The sequence below is a fragment of the Bradyrhizobium yuanmingense genome, assembly GCF_025200905.1.
Taxonomy (GTDB): domain Bacteria; phylum Pseudomonadota; class Alphaproteobacteria; order Rhizobiales; family Xanthobacteraceae; genus Bradyrhizobium; species Bradyrhizobium yuanmingense.
In genome coordinates this window covers 3,773,314-3,794,805 of sequence record NZ_CP104173.1, presented here as the reverse complement: position 1 = coordinate 3,794,805, position 21,492 = coordinate 3,773,314, and the positions used below count along the sequence as shown (strand labels likewise).

Annotated in this window: 24 protein-coding genes; 11 read left to right on the top strand and 13 right to left on the bottom strand. The window is 64.0% G+C overall.

Annotated features, from left to right (window positions below; genetic code table 11):
* Positions 1 to 35: 35 nt before the first annotated feature.
* Positions 36 to 311, bottom strand: coding sequence for a GNAT family N-acetyltransferase (locus N2605_RS17830; protein WP_225133682.1), 276 nt, complete (start codon positions 309 to 311; stop codon positions 36 to 38).
* 276 nt (positions 312 to 587) lie between these two features.
* Here N2605_RS17830 and N2605_RS17825 point away from each other — a divergent pair, with 276 nt between their 5' ends.
* Complete coding sequence (locus N2605_RS17825) at positions 588 to 1,028, top strand: SPW repeat protein (RefSeq protein WP_311735376.1); 441 nt, start codon at positions 588 to 590, stop codon at positions 1,026 to 1,028.
* A 48-nt stretch (positions 1,029 to 1,076) separates the two neighbouring features.
* Here the strand turns inward: N2605_RS17825 and N2605_RS17820 are convergent, their stop codons facing one another.
* Both N2605_RS17820 and N2605_RS17815 read right to left on the bottom strand, forming a co-directional pair.
* Positions 1,077 to 1,352, bottom strand: coding sequence for a GNAT family N-acetyltransferase (locus tag N2605_RS17820; RefSeq protein WP_036028195.1), 276 nt, complete (start codon positions 1,350 to 1,352; stop codon positions 1,077 to 1,079).
* Positions 1,353 to 1,435: 83 nt separating this feature from the next.
* Entirely contained in the window at positions 1,436 to 1,795 is a 360-nt protein-coding gene (locus N2605_RS17815; RefSeq protein WP_109143671.1) for a hypothetical protein, read from the bottom strand.
* A 94-nt stretch (positions 1,796 to 1,889) separates the two neighbouring features.
* Here N2605_RS17815 and N2605_RS17810 point away from each other — a divergent pair, with 94 nt between their 5' ends.
* From N2605_RS17810 to N2605_RS17785, 6 genes are all read left to right on the top strand, one after another.
* Positions 1,890 to 2,384: a hypothetical protein gene (locus tag N2605_RS17810; protein ID WP_260347347.1), complete on the top strand. Its 495-nt coding sequence runs from the start codon at positions 1,890 to 1,892 to the stop codon at positions 2,382 to 2,384.
* A gap of 105 nt (positions 2,385 to 2,489) precedes the next feature.
* A complete protein-coding gene (locus N2605_RS17805) occupies positions 2,490 to 4,091 on the top strand; it encodes an acyl-CoA synthetase (RefSeq protein ID WP_260347346.1) in 1,602 nt (533 codons plus the stop codon).
* 9 nt (positions 4,092 to 4,100) lie between these two features.
* Complete coding sequence (locus N2605_RS17800) at positions 4,101 to 4,961, top strand: DNA-binding protein (RefSeq protein ID WP_260347345.1); 861 nt, start codon at positions 4,101 to 4,103, stop codon at positions 4,959 to 4,961.
* A gap of 96 nt (positions 4,962 to 5,057) precedes the next feature.
* Complete coding sequence (locus N2605_RS17795; protein WP_260347344.1) at positions 5,058 to 5,825, top strand: AAA family ATPase; 768 nt, start codon at positions 5,058 to 5,060, stop codon at positions 5,823 to 5,825.
* A gap of 1,026 nt (positions 5,826 to 6,851) precedes the next feature.
* Positions 6,852 to 7,415 (top strand): SRPBCC family protein, encoded by a 564-nt coding sequence (locus tag N2605_RS17790; RefSeq protein ID WP_036044199.1) that lies wholly within the window; start codon positions 6,852 to 6,854, stop codon positions 7,413 to 7,415.
* Between the two features lie 2 nt (positions 7,416 to 7,417).
* Positions 7,418 to 8,371, top strand: coding sequence for a YVTN family beta-propeller repeat protein (locus N2605_RS17785; RefSeq protein WP_260347343.1), 954 nt, complete (start codon positions 7,418 to 7,420; stop codon positions 8,369 to 8,371).
* A gap of 63 nt (positions 8,372 to 8,434) precedes the next feature.
* On the opposite strand, the gene N2605_RS17780 is transcribed toward N2605_RS17785, so the two are convergent.
* Positions 8,435 to 9,250: a DUF3313 domain-containing protein gene (locus N2605_RS17780; protein ID WP_306469099.1), complete on the bottom strand. Its 816-nt coding sequence runs from the start codon at positions 9,248 to 9,250 to the stop codon at positions 8,435 to 8,437.
* A gap of 29 nt (positions 9,251 to 9,279) precedes the next feature.
* A complete protein-coding gene (locus tag N2605_RS17775) occupies positions 9,280 to 10,386 on the bottom strand; it encodes an alpha/beta hydrolase family protein (protein WP_260347342.1) in 1,107 nt (368 codons plus the stop codon).
* A 106-nt stretch (positions 10,387 to 10,492) separates the two neighbouring features.
* On the opposite strand from N2605_RS17775, the gene N2605_RS17770 reads away from it, so the two are divergent.
* Positions 10,493 to 11,137 carry a TetR/AcrR family transcriptional regulator gene (locus N2605_RS17770; protein ID WP_260347341.1) on the top strand — a complete coding sequence of 215 codons (645 nt, stop codon included), beginning with the start codon at positions 10,493 to 10,495 and terminating at the stop codon, positions 11,135 to 11,137.
* Between the two features lie 52 nt (positions 11,138 to 11,189).
* Here the strand turns inward: N2605_RS17770 and N2605_RS17765 are convergent, their stop codons facing one another.
* Positions 11,190 to 11,837 carry an HAD-IA family hydrolase gene (locus N2605_RS17765; protein WP_036012680.1) on the bottom strand — a complete coding sequence of 216 codons (648 nt, stop codon included), beginning with the start codon at positions 11,835 to 11,837 and terminating at the stop codon, positions 11,190 to 11,192.
* A gap of 162 nt (positions 11,838 to 11,999) precedes the next feature.
* Complete coding sequence (locus N2605_RS17760) at positions 12,000 to 12,269, bottom strand: hypothetical protein (protein ID WP_244608982.1); 270 nt, start codon at positions 12,267 to 12,269, stop codon at positions 12,000 to 12,002.
* A gap of 127 nt (positions 12,270 to 12,396) precedes the next feature.
* On the opposite strand from N2605_RS17760, the gene N2605_RS17755 reads away from it, so the two are divergent.
* Positions 12,397 to 12,933: an RNA 2'-phosphotransferase gene (locus N2605_RS17755; RefSeq protein WP_036028168.1), complete on the top strand. Its 537-nt coding sequence runs from the start codon at positions 12,397 to 12,399 to the stop codon at positions 12,931 to 12,933.
* Position 12,934: 1 nt separating this feature from the next.
* Here the strand turns inward: N2605_RS17755 and N2605_RS17750 are convergent, their stop codons facing one another.
* From N2605_RS17750 to N2605_RS17730, 5 genes are all read right to left on the bottom strand, one after another.
* Positions 12,935 to 13,504, bottom strand: a complete 570-nt coding sequence (locus N2605_RS17750) for a DinB family protein (protein ID WP_260347340.1) — start codon at positions 13,502 to 13,504, stop codon at positions 12,935 to 12,937.
* An 82-nt stretch (positions 13,505 to 13,586) separates the two neighbouring features.
* Entirely contained in the window at positions 13,587 to 16,568 is a 2,982-nt protein-coding gene (gene uvrA / locus N2605_RS17745; RefSeq protein WP_260347339.1) for an excinuclease ABC subunit UvrA, read from the bottom strand.
* Between the two features lie 275 nt (positions 16,569 to 16,843).
* On the bottom strand, positions 16,844 to 17,599 hold the full coding sequence (locus N2605_RS17740) for an outer membrane protein (protein WP_260347456.1): 756 nt from the start codon (positions 17,597 to 17,599) through the stop codon (positions 16,844 to 16,846).
* Between the two features lie 221 nt (positions 17,600 to 17,820).
* Positions 17,821 to 18,519 carry an outer membrane protein gene (locus tag N2605_RS17735; protein ID WP_036012666.1) on the bottom strand — a complete coding sequence of 233 codons (699 nt, stop codon included), beginning with the start codon at positions 18,517 to 18,519 and terminating at the stop codon, positions 17,821 to 17,823.
* 237 nt (positions 18,520 to 18,756) lie between these two features.
* Entirely contained in the window at positions 18,757 to 19,539 is a 783-nt protein-coding gene (locus N2605_RS17730) for an outer membrane protein (protein ID WP_036028162.1), read from the bottom strand.
* A 437-nt stretch (positions 19,540 to 19,976) separates the two neighbouring features.
* Between N2605_RS17730 and N2605_RS17725 the strand changes: the two genes are divergently transcribed.
* Positions 19,977 to 20,471: a single-stranded DNA-binding protein gene (locus N2605_RS17725; RefSeq protein ID WP_025036423.1), complete on the top strand. Its 495-nt coding sequence runs from the start codon at positions 19,977 to 19,979 to the stop codon at positions 20,469 to 20,471.
* 17 nt (positions 20,472 to 20,488) lie between these two features.
* Here N2605_RS17725 and N2605_RS17720 read toward each other — a convergent pair whose 3' ends face one another.
* Entirely contained in the window at positions 20,489 to 20,818 is a 330-nt protein-coding gene (locus tag N2605_RS17720) for a low molecular weight protein tyrosine phosphatase family protein (RefSeq protein WP_036012656.1), read from the bottom strand.
* A gap of 229 nt (positions 20,819 to 21,047) precedes the next feature.
* On the opposite strand from N2605_RS17720, the gene N2605_RS17715 reads away from it, so the two are divergent.
* Positions 21,048 to 21,446, top strand: coding sequence for a DUF2306 domain-containing protein (locus N2605_RS17715; protein WP_036028159.1), 399 nt, complete (start codon positions 21,048 to 21,050; stop codon positions 21,444 to 21,446).
* Positions 21,447 to 21,492 lie beyond the last annotated feature (46 nt).

The following is a 21,492-nucleotide window of genomic DNA, read 5'->3' as shown; positions in this document are numbered from 1 at the left end:
TCCGGGGCCCGCGATCGCCGCGGGCCCTTTTGCATTCAGGCGACCAGATCCGCATCCTCCGGATGCCGATCGAGATAGTCGACGACGAAGCCGCAGCCGGCGATCACCTTCTTGCCGTCGCGCCGGATCAGGTCGAGCGCGCCCTTGACCAGCTCGGAGCCGATGCCGCGCCCGCGCCACGCGCGCGGCGTCTCGGTGTGGGTGATGATTACGGCCGACGGCGTCAGCCGGTAATTGGCGAAGGCGATGTCGTCGCCGACATCGAGCTCGAAGCGGCTCCTGTCCTTGTTGTCGCGTACCGAAGCCGCCATGCGGGGTCCCTCCGAACTGCAGGTGCCTCCTGATCTAGGAGGCTGACACGGCCCTTGCCAAGGTGAGACCAGGGGGAGATTGCGCAGATGAGATATCTGCAAATGCGCGCCGCCCTGACCGCACTGCGGTATGGCCATGGCGCCCGGCGAGCATGGTCCCGCGACTCCGCAAATAATTCCCGATACCGCTCTTGCAAGCCGGAGTTCGGTTCCCACGTCCTGGAAAGGACATACGCCCGAATGCGGCCGGCAGGGTCGCCAGATATTCGGAGTGTCATGATCGCCAGCCGCAGACGTATGCCTCTTTTGCAGGAGGGTACGATGTCGGATTCTGGTTTCTTGAAGACTCATCGAACGTGGGAAGACTGGTGTGGGATGCTGCTGGGCGCGTTGATCGTGGCCTCGCCGTGGTTCCCGATCCAGGATCAGGCGATCTCCGGTCACCAGACGGCCATCCTGAACACCGTTGCGATCGGTCTCGTCGTATTTGGCATCAGCCAGCTCGAATATGTCGCCTTGCAGCGCTGGCAGGAGGTGATGACGATCCTGGCCGGACTGTGGCTCATCGCCTCGCCATACGTGATCGGCTATTCCGGTGAGGGATTTCTCCGCATCTATCACACGACCCTCGGTGCGGTGGTGGTGCTGCTCGGCATTCTCCAGCTATGGCAGGACTGGGATATGAATGACCAGGACTTGCTCAAGCACGGACAATAGACCGTAAGTACGGCAGGCCCGCCGGCCACGAGCGGCGGGCCTGTGCACTCACCGTGTCACGAGATCCGCATAGTCCGGGTGCTTGTCGATCCACGCCTTCACGAACGGGCATTGCGGGATCAGCTTCAATCCGTCGGCGCGGACCTGGTCGAGCGCGCCTTGCACCAGCTTCGAGCCAATGCCCTTGCCGCCAAGCTCCTTCGGCACGTCGGTGTGCTCGAAGGTGATGACACCGCCGTCGAGCCGGTAGTGCTCGGTCGCAAGATGACCCTCCACGTCGAGCTCATAGCGGTGATGGGCCTTGTTGTTGATGACGTCGCTCATATCATTGCCTTGCAGCTGCCGGCCTCGCGCACGAGATCGTAACGCGCGGTCCGGCCGGGGTTTCCAATCCGAAGCTGTTCCGTTCAGTCGGTCGCTTTGGCGAGCCTGGAATCTTCGGCCTGTGGCTGCGGGCGGAGGCAGCCCTGGCAGATGACCAGGGAGCGGCTGACCCTGGCGTCCTGTTCGGCCTCGATGCCATCCTGCGCCTGCCACCGTTCCTTCGAATGGGGCTGAGCGTCGGCTTGCAACCTGTTGCGCTCGGAGCGGCTGGAGGTTCGTGTCGGCTGCGAGGCGGCGCGGGGCCGGTTGGGATCCTCGCCGGCGCCATCCCAGGCATAACGCGCAGGCTTGACGGCGAGATCGGATGCCAGATGCGCTTGCGGAGTCGCGGCACATCCGGCGAGCGCCAGTGACAACAGAAGGAGGGCAGGCGCTTTGACCATGATGCGGCACTCTGTACGCGAGAACTGAGCGAGGTTGCGTCGATCATGTTTAAGATTTCCTGAACGATATCGTTTGTGGTTGCGACCAACACCAATGCGATATCTGATCCTCCTGCTCAGCTTGCTCGTGACCGGCGCGCGTGCCGACGACGCAAGGCCGTTCAATCCGGCCGATTATCCGCCCGGCGTGCAGAAGGCTGTGCGCTTTGCCAATGAGGAATGCGAGAGCCAGCAAGGCGGCGAGGTGACCTTCGCGCATGATACGGTGCGCAGGATCGACCTGACCGGCGATGGCCGTGAGGACTACATCGTCGATTTCCAGGACACCAAATGCGGCGATCGCGAGACGACCTATTGCGGAACCGGCGGTTGCGTTATGAAGATCCTGGTGACGCTGCCGGATGGCAGCGTGCGCGAGGTGTTCGACGGCTACGTGCTCCGCTATAAGATCATGGCCCCGCCAGTGAAGCGCGGCGCCGCACGCACCATCCGCTTCGATCTGCATGGCAGTTTCTGCGGCGGCTTTGGTCCGCAAGCCTGCTGGAAGACCAAGGCCATCACGGCGACGCCTTTTGCGTTCAAGCAGTAGGCCAAGTCCGCGGCAGCCGGCCTTGCAGGGCCGCTGGCGTTGGCGATAAATGGGCTGCAATGAACGGACGGCTTGCGTGCCGCCCGTCGTCGAAGAGGAAGCCCGATGCAGCCCCTGCGCATGTCCCGCCGCGTCATGAATCTCGCCTATATGCTCACCCAGAATGCGCGGCGGCATGGCGCGCGTCCCGGCTTCGTTTGGGGGGACAAGTCCTGGACCTGGCGCGAGATCGATGCGCAGGTCTCCGCCCTGGCCGCGGCGCTCGCCGCGCGGGGCATTGCCAAGGGCGACCGCATCCTCGTCCATGCCAAGAATGGCGATGAGATGTTCTTCTCGATGTTCGCCGCGTTTCGGCTCGGCGCGGTCTGGGTGCCCACCAATTTCCGTCTGATGCCGGATGAGGTCAGCTATCTCGCGCAGGCCTCCGGCGCCAAGGCGTTCCTGTGCCATGTCGATTTCCCCGAGCACGCCGCGGCGGTGAAGGACGGTGCGCTGGAGTTCACCTGGAGCGTCGACGGCAAGGCCGCGTTCGGCGAGCGCTCGGTGGCCGATGCGATCGCCTCGCATTCGGGCGCCGTTGTGGAGAATGTCGCGGTCGAGCATGACGATCCCTGCTGGTTCTTCTTCACCTCCGGCACCACCGGACGCTCCAAGGCGGCCGTGCTCACCCACGGCCAGATGGGATTCGTCGTTACCAATCATCTCGCCGATCTGACGCCCGGCACGACCGAGCAGGATGCCTCGCTGGTGGTGGCACCGTTGTCGCACGGCGCCGGCGTGCACCAATTGATGCAGACCGCGCGCGGCGCGCGCACCGTGCTGCTGCCGACCGAGAAATTCGACATCAACGAGACGTTCCGCCTGATCGAGGCGCATCGCGTCAGCAATCTCTTCACCGTGCCGACCATCCTGAAGATGATGGTCGAGCATCCCGCCGCCGGCAAATACGACCATTCCTCGCTGCGCTACGTCATCTATGCGGGCGCGCCGATGTATCGCGAGGACCAGAAGGCGGCGTTGAAGAAGCTCGGCAAGGTGATCGTGCAGTATTTTGGCCTCGGTGAGGTCACCGGCAACATCACCGTGCTGCCGGCGGCGCTGCACGACCCGGAGGACGGCCCGCACGCCAGGATCGGCACCTGCGGCTTCGAGCGCACCGGCATGCAGGTGTCGATTCAGGACGATGAGGGCCGCGAGCTCAAGGCCAACCAGAGCGGCGAGATCTGCGTGATCGGGCCTGCCGTGTTCGCCGGTTATTACGACAACCCCGAAGCCAATGCGAAGGCGTTCCGCAACGGCTGGTTCCGCACCGGCGACCTCGGCCACATGGACGAGGAGGGGTTTGTCTACATCACAGGACGTGCGTCGGACATGTACATCTCCGGCGGCTCCAATATCTATCCGCGCGAGATCGAGGAGAAGATCCTGACCCATCCCGGGATTGGCGAGGTCGCCGTGCTCGGCGTGCCGGACGCGACCTGGGGCGAGGTCGGCGTCGCCGTCTGCGTCGTCCGAGAAGGCGCGAAGGCGGTGACCGAAGCGGAGATGGCGGCGTTCTTGTCGCCGAAAGTGCCGCGCTACAAGATGCCGAAGCGCTTCTTCTTCTGGGACGCGCTGCCGAAATCGGGCTACGGCAAGGTGCCGAAGCGCATGGTGCGCGACGAGCTCGAGGCGCGCGGGCTGCTCGACCTCGACAAGGCGAGCTGAGCGCACCAGATGCGGAGCATCAAGCAGCCGGGCGCGCCGCTTCCCGAACGCATTCAATGGGTGGAGGCGAGGGGACGCGCTTTCTCGTTCACACTTCAGGCCGGTCTGCCGCTGCTGGAGGCCGCGCGGCGCGGCTTTGCGTCGGAGGGCTTTGCCGGCGGCGTGCTGAACTTCCGCCATGGCGCGCTCGGGCCGTTCGCCTATGTCATGCCGGCGCTGTCGAAGACCGGTGAGAATGCGGCGTTCTACAGCGATACGTTCCGGCCCGCCGGCGTGACGCGTTTGAGGCTCGGCAGCATGACGCTCGGCACGCGCGACGGTGCGCCGTTCTTTCATTGCCACGGACTGTGGACGGAGGCTGACGGCAAGACGAGCGGCGGCCACATGATGCCGGACGAGACCGTCGTCGCCGAGCCGTTCGAGGTCGAGGCCTTCGGTCTGAACGGTGCGATGTTCACGGCCGAGCCTGATGCGGAGACCAATTTCAAGCTGTTCGGACCGGTCGCGGCTGCAAGCACCGGCGTGCGCACGACGAGCCGCGCCTTCGCGCTACGCCTGCGCCCGAACCAGGATTTTGCCGGCGCACTCGAAGCGTTCTGCCGCACGAACGGCATCGCCCGCGCGAAGATCCATGGCGGCGTCGGATCGACCATCGGCGCGCGCTTCAGCCATGGCGGCGTGACCGAGCCGTTTGCGACGGAGCTGGCAATCACGGCAGGGACAATCGCGCCCGGCGCCTCCGGCGCGCTGGAAGCTGCGCTCGATGTCGCCCTGATCGACTATACCGGCGGCGTTGCGGAGGGGCGTCTGATCCGTGGCGACAATCCGGTGCTGATGACGATGGAGCTGGTGCTGGAGGAAGGGGATTAGCTCGTGAGCCGTGACGTGGCAGGTGCAAGATAGCGCTTTTGCAATCCGGATGTTCCTGTCATGTTCCGTTGCGGATACGAGTAGCGGCAGGACGTCATGGCACGAAGAGGCAATCGAACGATCAACCTTCCAGCGCCGTATCTGAAGCGGGTATGGCTCGACCCGTCGCAGGTTCGCGACCGCGAAGCCTATCCGTTTTGCTTGCCCATCTTCCCTGATGATTTCGAGCTTAGCTTCGACAGCCCCATCACGATCATCGTTGGAGAGAACGGTACCGGGAAGTCGACCATCCTCGAAGGCATCGCAGCGCTCGCCGGCTATGACGATGCCGGTGGCGGCAAGGGCTACAAGCCGGTCGATCATTCCGAAGCGCGCGAGGAGATGGGCGGCCAACTCTCCAAGGCGCTGCGCGCAAGCTGGCTGCCGAAGATCACCAACGGCTGGTTCTTTCGTGCGGAGAGCTTTTTCTCGGTCGCGCGATATCTGGACAAGGCTGCGCGCGACGCCGGCCAGGTCGGTCCCGATTTCTTGTCGCACTCCCATGGCGAAGGTTTTCTGCGCTTCTTCGAGGAGCGTTGCCAGCGCCAGGGCATCTTCATCTTCGACGAGCCGGAATCGGCGCTGTCGCCGGCGCGCCAGATCGAATTCCTCAAGCTACTGCGGCGCATGGAAGACTCCCGCATCTGCCAGGTCATCATGGCAACGCATTCGCCGATGCTCATGGCCTATCCCAACGCGCGGCTGCTGCGGCTCGGCAAATACGGCCTGGAGCCTGTCACGGTGGAGCAGACCGACCATTACCGGTTGATGCGTGAGTTTTGTGCTGATCCGCACGGGTTCGTGGAGGCGACGCTGGCGGAGTAGGTGAGGGGATCCCCTAACAGTAGCTCTCTCTGTCGTCATTGCGAGCGCAGCGAAGCAATCCAGAATCTTTCCGCGGCAGCAGTCTGGATTGCTTCGCTGCGCTCGCAATGACGGAGTGTGGAGCAGCAGTGCGCCAACTCCCGTGTCCTGGTCAAGCTGCAACGCGTGAACGTTGCGGCGCGGAGCCGGGATCCAGGAGCCGCAGCATCGCGGATGCATGGGCCCCGGCTCTGCAGCGCACCGCCCAAGGGGCGCTGCGCTGCGTCCGGGGCACGAGAGCTCGAATTTATCTCGCATTGCTACCCGCATACGCGCGGCTTCACATCCTCGCGGCAGAGTCCGCCCGAGCTTTGCTGCATTCGTCACCCTCAAAAATGCCGAGGGCGCAGGGAAGGCCGGGTGCCGGCTGGCACCCGCGGTCCACTGTGCGAAGCGTGTGCTTGAAAAAGCTGCACAGCGGCATACAGGTGAAGCCAAACATCCGGCCTTCCCTGCGCAGTGGGTTGACGGCTTATGTCGTGCTCTCCCCGGGGAGCGATGCACTATTGCCCCCGTCGCCTTGCGGATGACTGACGGTGCGGGCCCGGTCGGCCCGCAACGTCACCGCAAGCCTTGGCGCACAGACCCCGGGCGCCAGGACCACACGATTTTGCCGTACGCAGACTGCGCCCGTCGTGTGCGCGCCTCGCCTGCTCACGGAGTGATCCGCCCTGCAAACCGCTTGCGCGCGACGCTGCCTGCGTCCACCACCTCCCATCCCGCGTTCGTGACGATCGCGATGCGCCCCTCGGCCCGGGTTGGGGTGGCCGCAACATGCGATAATTCCGAATTCGCGTAAAGCGAATTATTTCGGCTTGGCCAGGTTGACCCCGGTCTGGTGTTTTGCCCGTCGACCAACCCAATCAATGGTGTGCATTGGCTTTGCCACCGCCGTGCCACGAACGGGTCTCCCCATGGCCCAAAAATGCGCTAGCATGACCTCAGCGCGCGTTCCAAGTCGCGCAGATTGAGAAACGAGGAAACGAGATGAGGATGAGAAGCGGACCGGCGATCGCCGGGGTGGCGGCGCTGGCGGTGGCGGGGATGGCTCTGATGACCGCCTTCGAGCCGGTCTGGGCCCATGGGCCGACGCGGCAGAAGGTGCGGGAATCCATCGAGATCAACGCGGCCCCGGCCAAGGTGTGGGCGGTGATCGGCAATTTCCAGGACATGAGCTGGCTCCAGCCGGTCACCAAGACCGAAGGCGAGAAGGGCAACGAGATCGGCGCGACGCGCAAGCTGACCCTGACGGGCGGCGGAACGGTCGAGGAGGAGCTCTACAAATACGAGCCCGACATGCAGAGCTATTCGTACCGGATCACCAAGGTCGACGTGAAGGTGCTGCCTGTGACCAATTATTCCTCGACCCTGACGGTCTCGCCCGCGCCTGATGGCAAGGCCAAGCTGGAATGGGCCGGCGCGTTCTATCGCGGCTATCCCAACAACGACCCGCCGCCGGAGCTGAGCGACGAGGCCGCGATCAAGGCCGTGAGCGGGCTGTACAAGGCCGGGCTCGAGGCGCTCAAGAAGAAGATCGAGAGCGGCAGCTGATCGTGCGGGTGCTGGTTCTGGCGGCGCTCGCCGCCAGCCTTTGTCACGCCGGCTTTGGAAGCGCGCGCGCCGACGAGGCGTTCGTCACCAACCAGCTCAGCGAAGATCTGATGGTGGTGGATCTCGCTGGCGCGCGCGGCGTTGCGACCATCCCAATCGGCGGCAAGCCGGCCGGCGTCGCCGTCAGCGCCGACGGGCGCTTTGCCTATGTCACGAGCCCGGATGCCAAGGCGGTGACGGTGGTCGACGCTGCCACGCGGCAGGTCGCCGGCCGCGTCGAGGTCGGCGGCGGGCCGCTCGGCATTGCCGTGGCGCCCGATGGCAAGACGGTCTATGTCGCCGATTGGTACGCGGCCGCGGTGCGGGTGATCGATACGGCCTCGCGCAGCGTTGTCGCCAGCATCGCGGTCGGCGCCTCGCCGTCGAGTCTTGCGGTGACGCCCGACGGCAAGCTGCTGCTCTCGGCGGACCGCGACGACGACAGCGTCTCGGTGGTGGAAACGGCAACGCGCCAAGGCAAGGCCGTGATCAAGGTCGGCACCCGCCCGTTCGGCGTCACCATCGATGCCGAGGGCAAGCGCGCCTACACCGCCAATGTCGGCTCCGACGATGTCTCCGTGATCGATATCGCGGAAGGCCGCGAGATCGGCCGCGTGCCGGTCGGCATGCGCCCATATGCGGTGGCGCTGACGCTAGGCCGAGGCTTCGTCACCGACCAATATGGCGGCACCGTCAGCGTGTTCGACCTGGCGAGCCTCAAGCCGGTCAAGCGCATCCATGTCGGCGACTATCCCGAAGGCATTGCGGCGACTGCCGACGGCAAGCGCGTCATTGTCGCCTGCTGGGAAAGCAACACGCTAAGCATCATCGATGCGGCCGAGCTCAAGGTGATCGGCGAGATCAAGACCGGCGACGGCCCAAGGGCGTTCGGGGCGTTCCTGCGCAGGACGGAGTAGTTCGTCACAACCCGAGGCCGCTTGCTCCGGCCGGCCGAATTCAAGCGGCCATTCCGCCAGAGCTCAATTGACGTTCTGCGCTTCCAAGATCGTGTTCTCCGGCGCGCCTCGGTCGGTCCAGTCCGGCGGCAGCCCGATTCTTTCTCCGGCCAGGCCTGCCAATCCTGGCGCCCGGCCGAATGTTTCGCAGATCGCTTCCTTGGGCGCACCACCGAGAGAGGCGCTCAATCTGTCGACGGAAGGCGGCGTGGGGACCTTCCCGAACGGGCTCTCCGCGGCAACGAGAAACCTCCCGAAATCGCTTCCGAAAGCCTCGGCCAGGTCATAGGCGTCGCCATCGCTCGATACACGCGGAGCGCTGGTGAAGGAGTTCGCTCCGCGCGCCCAGATCATGGCCGCCTGTTGGTTGCCGCTGCGGTCACGGGCCTCGGCCTCGACGGACAGGCTTCCCAGTCCGATCGGAAGGCGCGGCACCGGAATGGGCACGCCGGGAGCGACGATGGACGGCACGACGCTCGCGACCTTGGAGACGCCGGCTGCCGCCGCATCGGTCGGCGCAATCTGTGTGATGACGGCGCGAACATTCAAGTCCGCAGCCTCCGTGGGAGCTACGATCCGGAAGCGCTCGCTGAGCGCAAGACACATCGCTCTGTTGATTGCGTTCTTGATCAGCCTGCGCTGCTGCGGCGTGAACGGCTGGCTGGCTGCGGTCGCCGTGAACGCGGTCGGCTCGATGCGAGCGGTCTTCGCGGCGAGAACATCAGCCTTGCTGATCCGGAGCTGCGACTTGGTCAAGAGACCATCGGACGGCGTGAGATCGTCGTAGGAGGCCAGCGACCCCGCTCGTTCCAGCGGAGCCGCCGCGCAACCGGCGGCCATCGAGCTCAAGACCGCAACTGCGAGCCACCTCATGGCGAGGGAACGAGACCGGTCGCCACTCCCTGGGCCACGCGCCGGGACTGCGCGACGGGCAGGGGAGAAGGTGCGGCGCCCGGCGCCGAGGCGAGCATGGGCTGCCAGGTCACGTTCCAGCGCGCCAGCGTGGCACCGTTGCCATCGAAAACCAGGTCGAGAAAGGCCAGGGTGAGCTCGGCCGTCGCGAGCTTCACCTTCGGGTTGAGCGCCGGACCACCGGTGAACGAGCGATCGGTGAAGATGCTGTGCGAGCCGCCTTCGAACACGGCAAGCAGCTTGCGCGGTGTGGCAATGGCGTTGAAGACCTCCAGCCGGTCGGCAGCGGGTGAGTAATATCCGGGGATCTGGATGACGTCCTTCGTCGCCGTCACGTGCAGGGTTGGAACGGTGATCCTGCTCAACACCGAGGCAAGATCGGGTTCGCCATAGAATGGAGGGGCCGAAATGACGATGGCGGCGGCAAAGCGCGGGTCGCGCGCCTCGACCCACTTGCCGTCGCGCATCACGCGGGCGCCAACCGCAACAAGCGCCGTGTTCGCCCCATAGGAATGCCCCGCCGCCATGATGCGCCGGCGGTCTACGTGGGCACCATGGGGACTCGACAGCATGCGATCCAGGGCAAAGCGCAGATCCAGGGCTCGCGCCAGCGCCTCGCTCTCGCGAGCGGCACGCTGCAGGCGGTCCACGACGGCGAGGGGATTGCCCGCCCAGAGCGAGGAATCGCTGCCGGCATGCTGAACATGCAGGCTGGCGACGCCGCGGGCCGACCAATATCGCCCCAGATAGCTGTAGCCCCGGCGAGAGCCGCCGAGCCCATGGGAGAACACGATGAGCGGCACGCGCGATCCCGGCGCAACATCCGCCGGCCAGTGCAGGCGCGCCGGAACGGGCCGCGAACGCGCCGGATCGACCCAGTCGAAGTCGACGACCGCGGGGGGCGCGGACTGCGCCCGGGCTGGAGGCGCGGCGAGCGTGGCCGTGACGGCGACCGCCAGCAGCGCGGCACCGAACCGCCGTCGGGTCAGGCTTGTCGCTCCGCTCGCACCGTCCGCGCCATTCGCGTGCGCGGATCGCACATGCTGAGAGGAAGTGTCGCTCAACCCGTTCACCATGAAGGCACCTTGTATGAAGTCGCACCGAGTGTAATCGACGTATTGCACTTAGTGTAATTTTGCAAACTGGTCGATTTCATGGCAAAAACAGGTCATGAAAAGTTCATCCCGGAAGGAGGAAGGCCTGCGCGAGCGGAAGCGGCGCGAAACGCTGCATCGTATCGCCGAGCAGGGCCTTAAACTGTTTCTGACCAGGGGCTATGATGCCACCACGCTCGACGCGATCGCGGAGGCGGCGGGGATCTCGCGGCGGACGTTCTTCTACTACTTCAAGTCCAAGGAAGAGATCCTCCTGGCGTGGCAGGATGGTGGTTTCAGCGAGACCTTGCGTGCCGCCGTGCTCGAGCAAACGACCAAGCAGTCGCCGCTCGATGCCGCAAGGAACGGCCTGCTGGAGCTGACAGCCCGCTTCCCGGTCGATTACAAGCAAACAAAAGTGATCGAGCGCCTGATGTCCGCGAACGAGTCGCTTCGCATCCGGCAGCAGGCGAAATACGTCGAGAAGGAAGCTGCCGTGTTCGCGGCGCTGTCCGAGATGTGGCCGCAGCCGCATCGGCAGGCTGCGCTGCGCGTGGTCGCCATGATGTCGGTCGGAGCCTTGCGGCTTGCGATGGACAGTTGGAATCGCGACCAGGGCAAGCGGCCCTTGGCCGTCTACGTGAAAGAGGCTTTTGCGTGCCTGAACCGGGAGATCGGAGCGGGAGCCTCGCGCAAGGCTGCCGGTCGATCCGGCGAGTGAGCGAGGCTAGCGGGTCGCGCTGTCGATGGGAAAACGAACCGCTGCGCGTCAGCTAAGCCCGCATCGGAGCTGTGACGCCGATCAGCGCCGGCGCGATGTCACGGATGTGCTCGAACACATGGTCGGGCCGAAGCGCCGTTAGCGCCGCCGGTGCCGCATAGCCCCAGCACACCGCGCCGCAGGCGATCCCGACCGCCCGCGCCGCGTCGATGTCGCGGACCTCGTCGCCGATCGAGATCACCCTGCTAGGCGCGACGCCGGCGCGGCGGATGACCCGGCGGAATTTCGCGGCCTTGCCGAACAGCGACGCCGCGCAGTCGAAATGCGAGAACAGCGCTGCGGCGTCCCCGAGCTTCTCGCGCGCATTGGCCTCGCTGTCGGACGTCACCAGCGCGAGCTGCACGCCGTTCTCGGCCAGCGTTCGCAGCATCGTCTCGACGTCTGCGAACAGCGAAATCTCGGAAGCCGCCTCCGCCTTCAGCCGCCGCGCATGCCGCGCGATCGCCGGCAGCTTCCACATGGGCACTTCGAGCTTGGCGAGGATCTCGCGCGACGAGGCGTGGCGCAGCTCCTCGACATCCTCGTCCTTTACGCGGCGAAAGCCGAAGCGGTCCGCGACGTCGTTGATGGTGCGCAGGAACCACGGGAAGCTGTCGGCGAGGGTACCGTCGAGATCGAATATGGCGAGGGAATAGGGCATGAGGCCGGATTTTGAGCTCGCTGACAAGCGTGAGGTCGCCTGCTAATATTCGTGGAGTTCGAGGACAGCCATGCGACACGAGCGGATCGAAATCAACCCTGCGATCGGCCGTTACGTCGTGGTCGACGGGGTTCGATTCCGATCTCGACCCCTGTAGCTCCCTCACCGCAACTTACGAACATCGACATTGATGTCGAGATCGATCTTCGCCACGCAGGTCTGGGTGCTCTTATGCGAGCCGCCTTCATGCCAGCGGCCATCCCGCGCCCGGGCACCACTGACATTGGCCAGCTTCAGGCAGCGCCATTGCGGCAGCGATCCGCTGCTTTCGCCTGCAAACTGCCAAGCCAGCACGGCTTCGTCACCGGACTTGTCGGTGCCGATGATATGCGGACAGAGCTCGCGACGGCGACCCTCGTAGACGCAAGTCACCTGTTGCTCGGCGAGGATCGCGTTCCGAAATAGCGTATAGGTTCGACTGGCTCATTGCTCCCTCCAGATCGATCATCTGGCCTTGCCAACTACTTGAGTGTAGTGATGCGGGACTGGAAGGGTAACCATGCCGATCAATGACACCCAGCTCAGCAAATTTCTGAGCCTGGTCCTGCGCCACCAGCCGGAAACGATCGGGTTGGTGCTGGATTCGCACGGGTGGGCCAGCATCGACGACCTGATCGCCAAGGCAAATGCCGCCGGCACAAAGTTTGGCCGCGATGATCTGCTGCGCGTCGTCGCAGAGAGCGACAAGAAGCGTTTCTCGCTGTCCCCTGGAACTGATCGCATTCGCGCCGCGCAAGGACATTCCGTCTCGGTTGAACTTGGCTTGGCGCCGCAGGAGCCGCCGTCGATCCTGTATCATGGCACGGCGACACGGTTTGTCGAGGCGATCCTGTCCGAGGGCCTGAAGCCGCAGGCGCGCCAGCAGGTGCATCTGTCCTCCGACGAGGCAACTGCGCAGCGTGTCGGTCAGCGCCACGGCAAGCCGCACATCTTCAAGGTCGATGCCGGCAGCATGCATGCCAAGGGATTCAAGTTTTTTCGCGCAGAGAACGGTGTGTGGCTGACCGACCATGTGCCGCCGGAGTTCCTGGCGTAGCTTACGTCCTGGATTTCCAAACGGTCTTCTCGGTCCAGCCGAGTTCGGCGAATTCGGCGGCTCGCAGCGGCGCTTCGCCTTCCGCGAAGAACTCGTCGAGCTGCGGGGGCGCGACATCCGTTTCGCACAGCATGGCATGCGCCTGTCCGCGATGATGAATTTGATGCTGGAAGAGATGCATGAGCAGCCGGTCGCAGCGCTCGGTTTGAACGCTCGTATCGCGGTTGATCCGGACGAAGGCGTCGAGCCGTTCAGTTGTCAGCGCATCGCAGATCGCAATCAGGCGGTTGTCCATTGCGGCCTGGGCAGCTTTGAGCTCGGCTAACGAGGGGTACGGCACCTCGTTCTTCCAGGCTGCCGGTCCGAGCCAGCCCCCTTCAAGCGCATCGATGTAGAAGAAGTCGATGATGTAGATGTGGTTCAGCGTACGCTGCAGGCTTGGAAAGAAGCCGGTGCGGTGGGCTTCGAATTCAGACTGGGATAGCGCAGCGCAGGCGGCGAGCAGGCGATGGTTCGCCCAAGCGTTGTTGTGGGCGAAGGCGCGGTAGGTTTGTACGAGTCCAGCGGACATGTCGGTTCTTTCCCGATCGAATAGTGGCTGATTACGCTCCGCTAATCCGCCCTACAGCCCTGTGGCTTCGATGCAGCGCAATCTACTCCGCCGCCTCGCTCGCCGCACGCCTCCGCTTCGGCTTCCGCGCCTTCTCGAGCACCGGAGCCAGGAATTTCCCCGTATAGCTCCGCGGCGCTTTTGCGATGTCCTCCGGAGGTCCCCACGCCACGATCTCGCCGCCGCCGTCGCCGCCTTCGGGGCCGAGATCGATGACCCAGTCGGCGGTCTTGATGACTTCGAGATTGTGCTCGATGACGACGACCGTGTTGCCCTGCGCGACCAGCTCGTGCAGCACCTCCAGCAGCTTCTTGACGTCGTGGAAGTGCAGGCCGGTGGTGGGCTCGTCCAGGATGTAGAGCGTGCGGCCGGTGGCGCGCTTTGACAATTCTTTTGCCAGCTTGACGCGCTGGGCTTCGCCGCCCGAGAGCGTCGTCGCTTGCTGGCCGACATGGATGTAGTCGAGGCCGACGCGGTGCAATGTCTGAAAAGTCTCGCGCACGCGCGGCACCGCCTTGAAGAACTCGGCAGCTTCCTCGACAGTCATGTCGAGCACGTCGGCGATGCTCTTGCCCTTGAACAGCACCTCCAGCGTCTCGCGGTTGTAGCGCTTGCCCTTGCAGACGTCGCAGGTGACGTAGACGTCGGGCAGGAAGTGCATCTCGATCTTGATGACGCCGTCGCCCTGGCAGGCCTCGCAGCGGCCGCCCTTGACGTTGAAGGAGAAGCGGCCGGGCTCGTAGCCACGTGCTTTCGCTTCCGGCAGGCCGGCGAACCATTCGCGGATCGGCGTGAACGCGCCGGTATAGGTCGCCGGATTCGAGCGCGGCGTGCGGCCGATCGGCGACTGGTCGATGTCGATGATCTTGTCGATGTGCTCGAGGCCCTCGATGCGGTCGTGCGGGGCGGCGCCCTCGCTGGCATTGTTCAGCTTGCGGGCGATGGCGCGGTAGAGGGTATCGATCAGCAGCGTCGACTTGCCGCCGCCGGAGACGCCGGTGACGCAGGTGAACAGGCCGAGCGGAATTTCCGCCGTGACGTTCTTGAGGTTATTGCCGCGCGCGTTCACCACCTTGATGGTGCGGCGATGGTTCGGCGGACGCCGCTCCGGCACCTCGACCTCGAGCTCGCCGGTCAGGTATTTGCCGGTCAGCGATTTCGGGTTGCGCATGATCTCGGCGGGCGTGCCTTCGGCGACGATGTTGCCGCCATGCATGCCGGCGCCTGGGCCGATGTCGAGCACGTAGTCCGCAAGGCGGATGGCGTCCTCATCATGCTCGACCACGACCACGGTGTTGCCGAGGTCGCGCAGCCGCTTCAGCGTATCGAGCAGGCGGGCGTTGTCGCGCTGGTGCAGGCCGATCGAAGGCTCGTCCAGCACGTAGAGCACGCCTGTGAGCCCCGAGCCGATCTGCGAGGCGAGGCGGATGCGCTGGCTCTCGCCGCCGGACAGCGTGCCGGAGGAGCGGGACAGCGTCAGATAATTGAGGCCGACGTCGAGCAGGAAGGTGAGGCGCTCGCGGATCTCCTTCAGGATGCGGCCCGCGATCTCGTTCTGCTGCGCGTTCAGCGCCTCCGGCACGGTCTCGAACCATGCGCCGGCGCCCTTCACGGACAGCTCCGAGATTTCGCCGATATGCTTGCCACCGACCTTGACGCAGAGCGCCTCGGGCTTGAGCCGGAAGCCCTTGCAGCCCTCGCAGGGCACGTCGTGAAAATATTTCGCCAGCTCCTCGCGGGCCCACTCGCTCTCGGTCTCGCGGTAGCGGCGGTTGATGTTGGTGATGACGCCTTCGAACGGCTTCTTGGTGTCGTAGGAGCGCACCCCGTCCTCGTAGGAGAACTTGATCTCGTCCTCGCCCGAGCCGTAGAGAATCGCGTTTTGCGTCTTCTTCGGCAGATCCTTCCACTTGGTGTCGAGCGTGAACTTGTAGTGCTTGCCGAGCGCGGTCAGCGTCTGCACGTAATAGGGCGACGACGACTTGGCCCAGGGCGCGATCGCGCCCTTGCGCAGCGTCAGATCCTTCTCAGGGATGACGAGGTCTTCGTCGACATGCTGCTCGACGCCGAGGCCGCCGCAGGCGGGGCAGGCGCCGTAGGGATTGTTGAAGGAGAACAGGCGCGGCTCGATCTCGGGGATGGTGAAGCCGGAGACCGGGCAGGCGAACTTTTCCGAGAACAGGATGCGCTCGGGCCCGCTCTTGTCGTGGATTTTCGCGGTCTTCTTCTTTTCCTCCGCAGGCGCAGCCGCCGCGGACGCATCGGCGAACTCGACGACGGCAAGGCCTTCGGCGAGCTTTAGCGCGGTCTCAAAGCTCTCGGCGAGGCGCTGGCCGATATCGGCACGCACCACGATGCGATCGACCACCACGTCGATATCGTGCGGGAATTTCTTGTCGAGGCTAGGAGCTTCCGCCAGCTCATGGAAGGTGCCGTCGATCTTGACGCGCTGAAAGCCCTTCTTGAGCCATTCGGCGAGCTCCTTCCTGTACTCGCCCTTGCGGCCGCGCACGACGGGGGCGAGCAGATAGAGGCGGGTGCCCTCGGACAACGCCAGCACGCGGTCGACCATCTGCGAGACGGTCTGGCTCTCGATCGGCAGGCCCGTGGCCGGCGAATAGGGCACGCCGACGCGGGCCCAGAGCAGGCGCATGTAGTCGTAGATCTCGGTGACGGTGCCGACGGTCGAGCGCGGGTTCTTCGACGTCGTCTTCTGCTCGATCGAGATCGCCGGCGACAGGCCGTCGATCTGGTCGACGTCGGGCTTCTGCATCATCTCCAGGAACTGGCGGGCATAGGCCGACAGCGATTCGACGTAGCGGCGCTGGCCCTCGGCATAGATGGTGTCGAAGGCGAGCGAGGATTTGCCGGAGCCGGATAGCCCGGTGAACACCACCAGCTTGTCGCGGGGAATCTCGACGTCGATATTCTTGAGGTTGTGCTCGCGCGCGCCGCGGATCGTAATTGCGCGCAGGCTGGAGCCCGCGTTCTGTTGTTGGCGCTTCGCCTTGATCACTTCATCCATCCGAGTTACCCTCAAGGAAGCCCAAAGGTGCGCGATCGCGCCAACAAAAAAAGGCGCGCTGCGCCCGGAACCGGGATCGGCGCCGATGGGTATGGCAGCGAACGTAGGAAGAACGGCGGCGGATTTCCAGTGGGACTTGCGAATCGTCAACGGATTGTTGGCGTGCTGGCGGGATCTGGCAGCAGGAACGCGCGGAACCGCTCGCGGAGCACCCAGCCAAAACAAAAAGGCCGGCGCGAGGCCGGCCTTTCGTGACGATGTGACGTCGATCGTGATCAGTACTTCGCGACCACCGGGCCACCGAAGGTGTAGTTGAGTCGAACGGTAGCCATGTCCACGTCCTGCTTGATGCTATCGGTGCGAGTGGTCACGCCGAGGAAGGTGAAGGTCTCGTTGTGCCTGCCCATAAACAGGTGGTTGTATTCGACACCGACCGACCAGTTCGGAGCGAAGCCGAATTCTATGCCGGTGCCGACGGTACCGCCCCAGCGCGTTTCGTTCGCGGTGTCGAGCGTAACGCCGCCAAAACTACCAGTGTACTTGTTGTGAGTGACGGCAGCGCCGCCCTTCACGTACCAAAGCACGTTGTTCCAGGCATAACCGACCTGGCCAGTGAAGAGGCCAATGGCGTCGATCCTGGTCTCGTTCACCAGCGGCGCGAGCGCGGCAGGCGAGCTGATGTTCGAACCCTTCAGGTCAGCCCAGTCGCCCTGGGCTTCGAGACCGAATACCCAGTTGGCGGACTGCCAGCGATAACCGATCTGGCCGCCGACGAGTGCGCCGGTCGCATTGTGACAACCTTCGGCCACCGCCGGAGAGACCACGAAGGGGCCGACACTGGTGAGATCCCAACAGTTGCGGCTCCAGCCACCGCCGGCGTTGGCGCCGAGGTAGAAACCGCTCCAGTTGTACGCCGCGATCGGCGCCACCGGTGCCTTGGCGTAGGGGCGGGCCGCCAAATCGGCCGCCGAGGCCGGTGCCAACGCGCTGAGTGCGAACAAGCTGGCCGAAGCCAGCAAAAGCTTCTTCATATCCATTCCCCACTTCCATTTCTCATTCCGGTCTTCCGGAGAGCGGAAGAGCAGCGGACTTATGACCCAAGCAACGTCATTGCTTTACACCATTGAAGCCAAAGGTTGTGTCACCTAGAGGTCACATCCCTCCGAAAACGCGAGCGAACGGGCGGCCGCAACAAACAAAAAGGCCGGCGCGAGGCCGGCCTTTCGTGACGATGATGCGTCAGAGACGAAGCTCAGTACTTGGCGACGACCGGGCCGCCGAAGTGGTAGTTCACGCCGACCTGCACGGTGTGGAGGTCGAGAGTGCCGGTGTTGACCGGGAAGACGCCCGAGAAGTAGGTCTCGCCGCCCAGGCTGCGATAGAGGTACTCGCCCTTGACCGACCAGTTCGGAGCAAACATCGCCTCGACGCCCGCGCCGACCGTCCAGCCCGAATGGAACTGGCTCTCCGAGAGGCTCAGAACAGGGGGCGCGCTGACGCTGATCTTGTTGTTGATCCAGGCGTAACCACCCGTGGCGTACAGCAGGACGCTCGGGGAAGCGAGCCAGCCGATGCGACCACGCACGGTGCCGAGCGCGTCGATACGCGAACTGACCGTCGTGGGAACGAGGGCGCCACCAAAATCAACAAGACCGGTCGCCGAGGCGTTTACGTCAGCCCACGCGCCATCAGCTTCGATGCCGAACACGACGTTGGAGGTCTGCCAGTTGTAGCCAACGGTGCCGCCGACGAAACCGCCCTGCATGCGCGGATCATCGGAGCTGTTTTCCCAGGCGCCGCCACCGACGATACCCAGGTAAAAGCCGGTCCAGTTGTAGACCGAGGCCACAGGCGCGGGGGCCTTGGTGTAGGGGCGGGCTGCCAGATCAGCAGCCGAAGCGGGGGCCGCAAGGGCGAATACACAGGCCGAAGCCAACAAAACCTTCTTCATTTTCAACTTAATCCCAGTCCCAGTTTCTGTTGTTGCCTTCCGTGGCGGAAGGGCAGCGGACTCAAACGGCCCAACTGACGCCGTCTTTACACCACCAAAGCCGCAAGTTGTGTCTCCGAAAAGCCACAACAGCGGAAAAGGTGATGGTTGCTGACTTATTTACGTCCAGGCATGTGCCGAAAAAAGAAGGGCCGGCGCTGGGGCCGGCCCTTCGTTTCGCTCACGATAGGTGGGATATCAGTACCTCGCGACCAACGGGCCGCCGAAGCGATAATTCAGGCGGACTAGACCCATGTCGACGTCCTGACTGATGCGATCGCTCCCGAAGGCAACGCCCGCAGGCGTCGTGAAGGCGATCGTACGGTCGCCGAGGAAGATGTGGTTGTACTCGACGCCGAGCGTCCAGTTCGGAGCAAATCCGAATTCCAGGCCGGCGCCAACGGTGCCGCCCCAGCGGGTCTCGCGAGCCGACGCCAGCAGCGTGCCGGCGCCAGGCGTGCCAGGCGCGGCATAGACGTCGTACTTGTCCCCGACTACGGCGGCGCCGCCCTTCACATAGAGCAGCACGTTGTTCCAGGCATAACCGACCTGGCCCGTGATCAGGCCAAAAGCATCGATGTGAGAGCGGTTACGATCACCGGTGACCAAAGCGCTTCCAGGGAAGAGGAGGCTGACGTTGTCCCCCGAGAAGTCAGCCCAGTTGCCCTGGCCCTCGAGGCCGAACACCCAATTGGCCGACTGCCAGCGGTAGCCGATCTGACCACCGACCGTGCCGCCGGTCGCATCGTGACAGCCTTCAGCCACCAGAACGCCCGTGACCGGGGTCACGAAGTCCCAGCACTTGCGGCTCGTGCCGCCGCCGCCGTTGACGCCGATGTAGAAGCCGCTCCAGTCGTAAACCGCGGCGACCGCCGGGGCCGGAGCCTTGGTGTAGGGACGCGCAGCCATATCCGCCGCGCTTGCCGGAGCCGACAGCCCCAATGCCATTGCACTGATTACGCCGAAAAGAATCTTATTCATTGCAGTCTCCCCAAGTTTCGTCCGCTTCATGAAAGTCCCTGAAGCGGCTGATCAGACGCGACACCCATATGAATCAATTCCAAGGCAAAGGTAGCCTAAGGAAAGGGCAGAGTCCGTCTCCGGAAAGCCACACTCGCCAGACTATTGACAGGTTCCATCTTGATGAATGTTAAGAGTTTTTTCCTATTCAAGGGAACTCGAAAAGGTTCCATTCGGGGCTGACGTTTTTCGCGGCACGCGGGAAAATGTCTGCCCGCCCATGATGAAGAACAAATCTGGAACAAACGTGCGCGCGATGCTATATGTGGGGATAACCTTGGGGGTGGCAGGCTGATCGGTGTCCGCAAGCGTATAGGGTCGCCCTAGCGGGCGCAGAGGAACGCGGGCAGCGGATTCGCCCTTTTGAAATTCAGTGGCATTCGGAGTGGAGAGCGGCGATGGCGGGAAGCGTCAACAAGGTCATTCTGGTTGGAAATCTCGGCAAGGATCCCGAAATCCGCCGCACCCAGGACGGGCGGCCGATCGCGAATTTGAGCATCGCGACCTCGGAGACCTGGCGCGACAAGAACACCGGCGAGCGCAAGGAGAAGACCGAGTGGCATCGCGTCGTGATCTTCTCTGAGCCGCTTTGCAAGATCGTCGAACAGTATCTGAAGAAGGGCGCAAAGGTTTACATCGAAGGCGCGCTCCAGACCCGCAAGTACACCGACCAGAGCGGCGTCGAGAAATACTCGACCGAGGTCGTGCTGCAGGGCTTCAACTCAACGCTGACGATGCTGGACGGCCGCGGTGGCGGCGGCGGAGGTGGCAGCTTCGGCGACGAGCCGGGCGGCGACTTCGGCTCCTCCGGACCCGTCAGCAGCGCGCCGCGCCGTCCCGTTGCCGCCGGCGGCGGCCGCAACAGCGACATGGACGACGATATCCCGTTCTAGGACTTCGGAAGAGGCGGCTAGTCTCGGCGCAGATAACGGCCAACTCGGTTTTCAAGGATCCGCACCAGGACAGGATCCATGAATTCATAGTCGTCCGGAATATCGAGACAGATGACCCGTTTGTTGTACAAGCTGGAGCGGAATTTCCGGTTCAGCTTGGTCCGGTGGGTCTTTTCCATGACGAAGATGACGTCGGCCCATTCAATCTGCTCGGCGGACAGCAAGACGTCCGCGCCGTTCGAAATGCCGGCCGAGTCGGTCTCGATCCCGGGCCAGGTCGAAAACACCTGCTCGGCGGTAGGGCTGCGGAGGCGATTGGCGCTGCAGACGAAAAGGACGTTGGTCACTTTGCCGCTCTCGGAGACGATCGGTCAGGTATCGGCGGGATGATTGGTCAGTGCTTTTCGGGCGGGCTTCCGAGAGTTCCTGCTACATAAATACAGTTCTTTGGTCGACGGTTTTTCCGGCCTAAGCTTATGTGCGCCTCAAGTCTTCGGCGAGATGTGATGTGAATGATATTAACTTTCATGTTAATCATACTCACATCAGTCTCCGCCGGACACGAGGAAGCCCTGCATGAGCCTTGCGCCGCTGCTTGAGGCCGCGCCGGTGGTCCCGCTGCATGCCTTTGCCGCAATGGCCGCCCTTGTGCTTGGCCTCTTCCAGTTCTCCGCCCCCAAGGGCACGCTGCCGCACCGGACTATCGGCTGGATCTGGGTGGTCCTGATGGTGTTCGTGGCCGCCTCGTCGTTCTGGATCCACGAGATCCGTCTGGTCGGGCCGTTCAGCCCGATCCATTTCTTGTCGATCTTCACCCTGGCGGTGCTGCCGCTGGCGGTATGGCGTGCGCGCACCCATCGCGTCGCCGACCACCGGCGGATGATGATCTTGATCTTCTTCGGCGCCCTGGTGGTGGCAGGACTGTTCACGCTGGTGCCTGGGCGCATCATGCACCGGGTGACTTTCGGGGCGTGAGAGCCGGTTCCGCCCAGTCCGTTCCGGCCCCGTCCGCGGCCGTGGC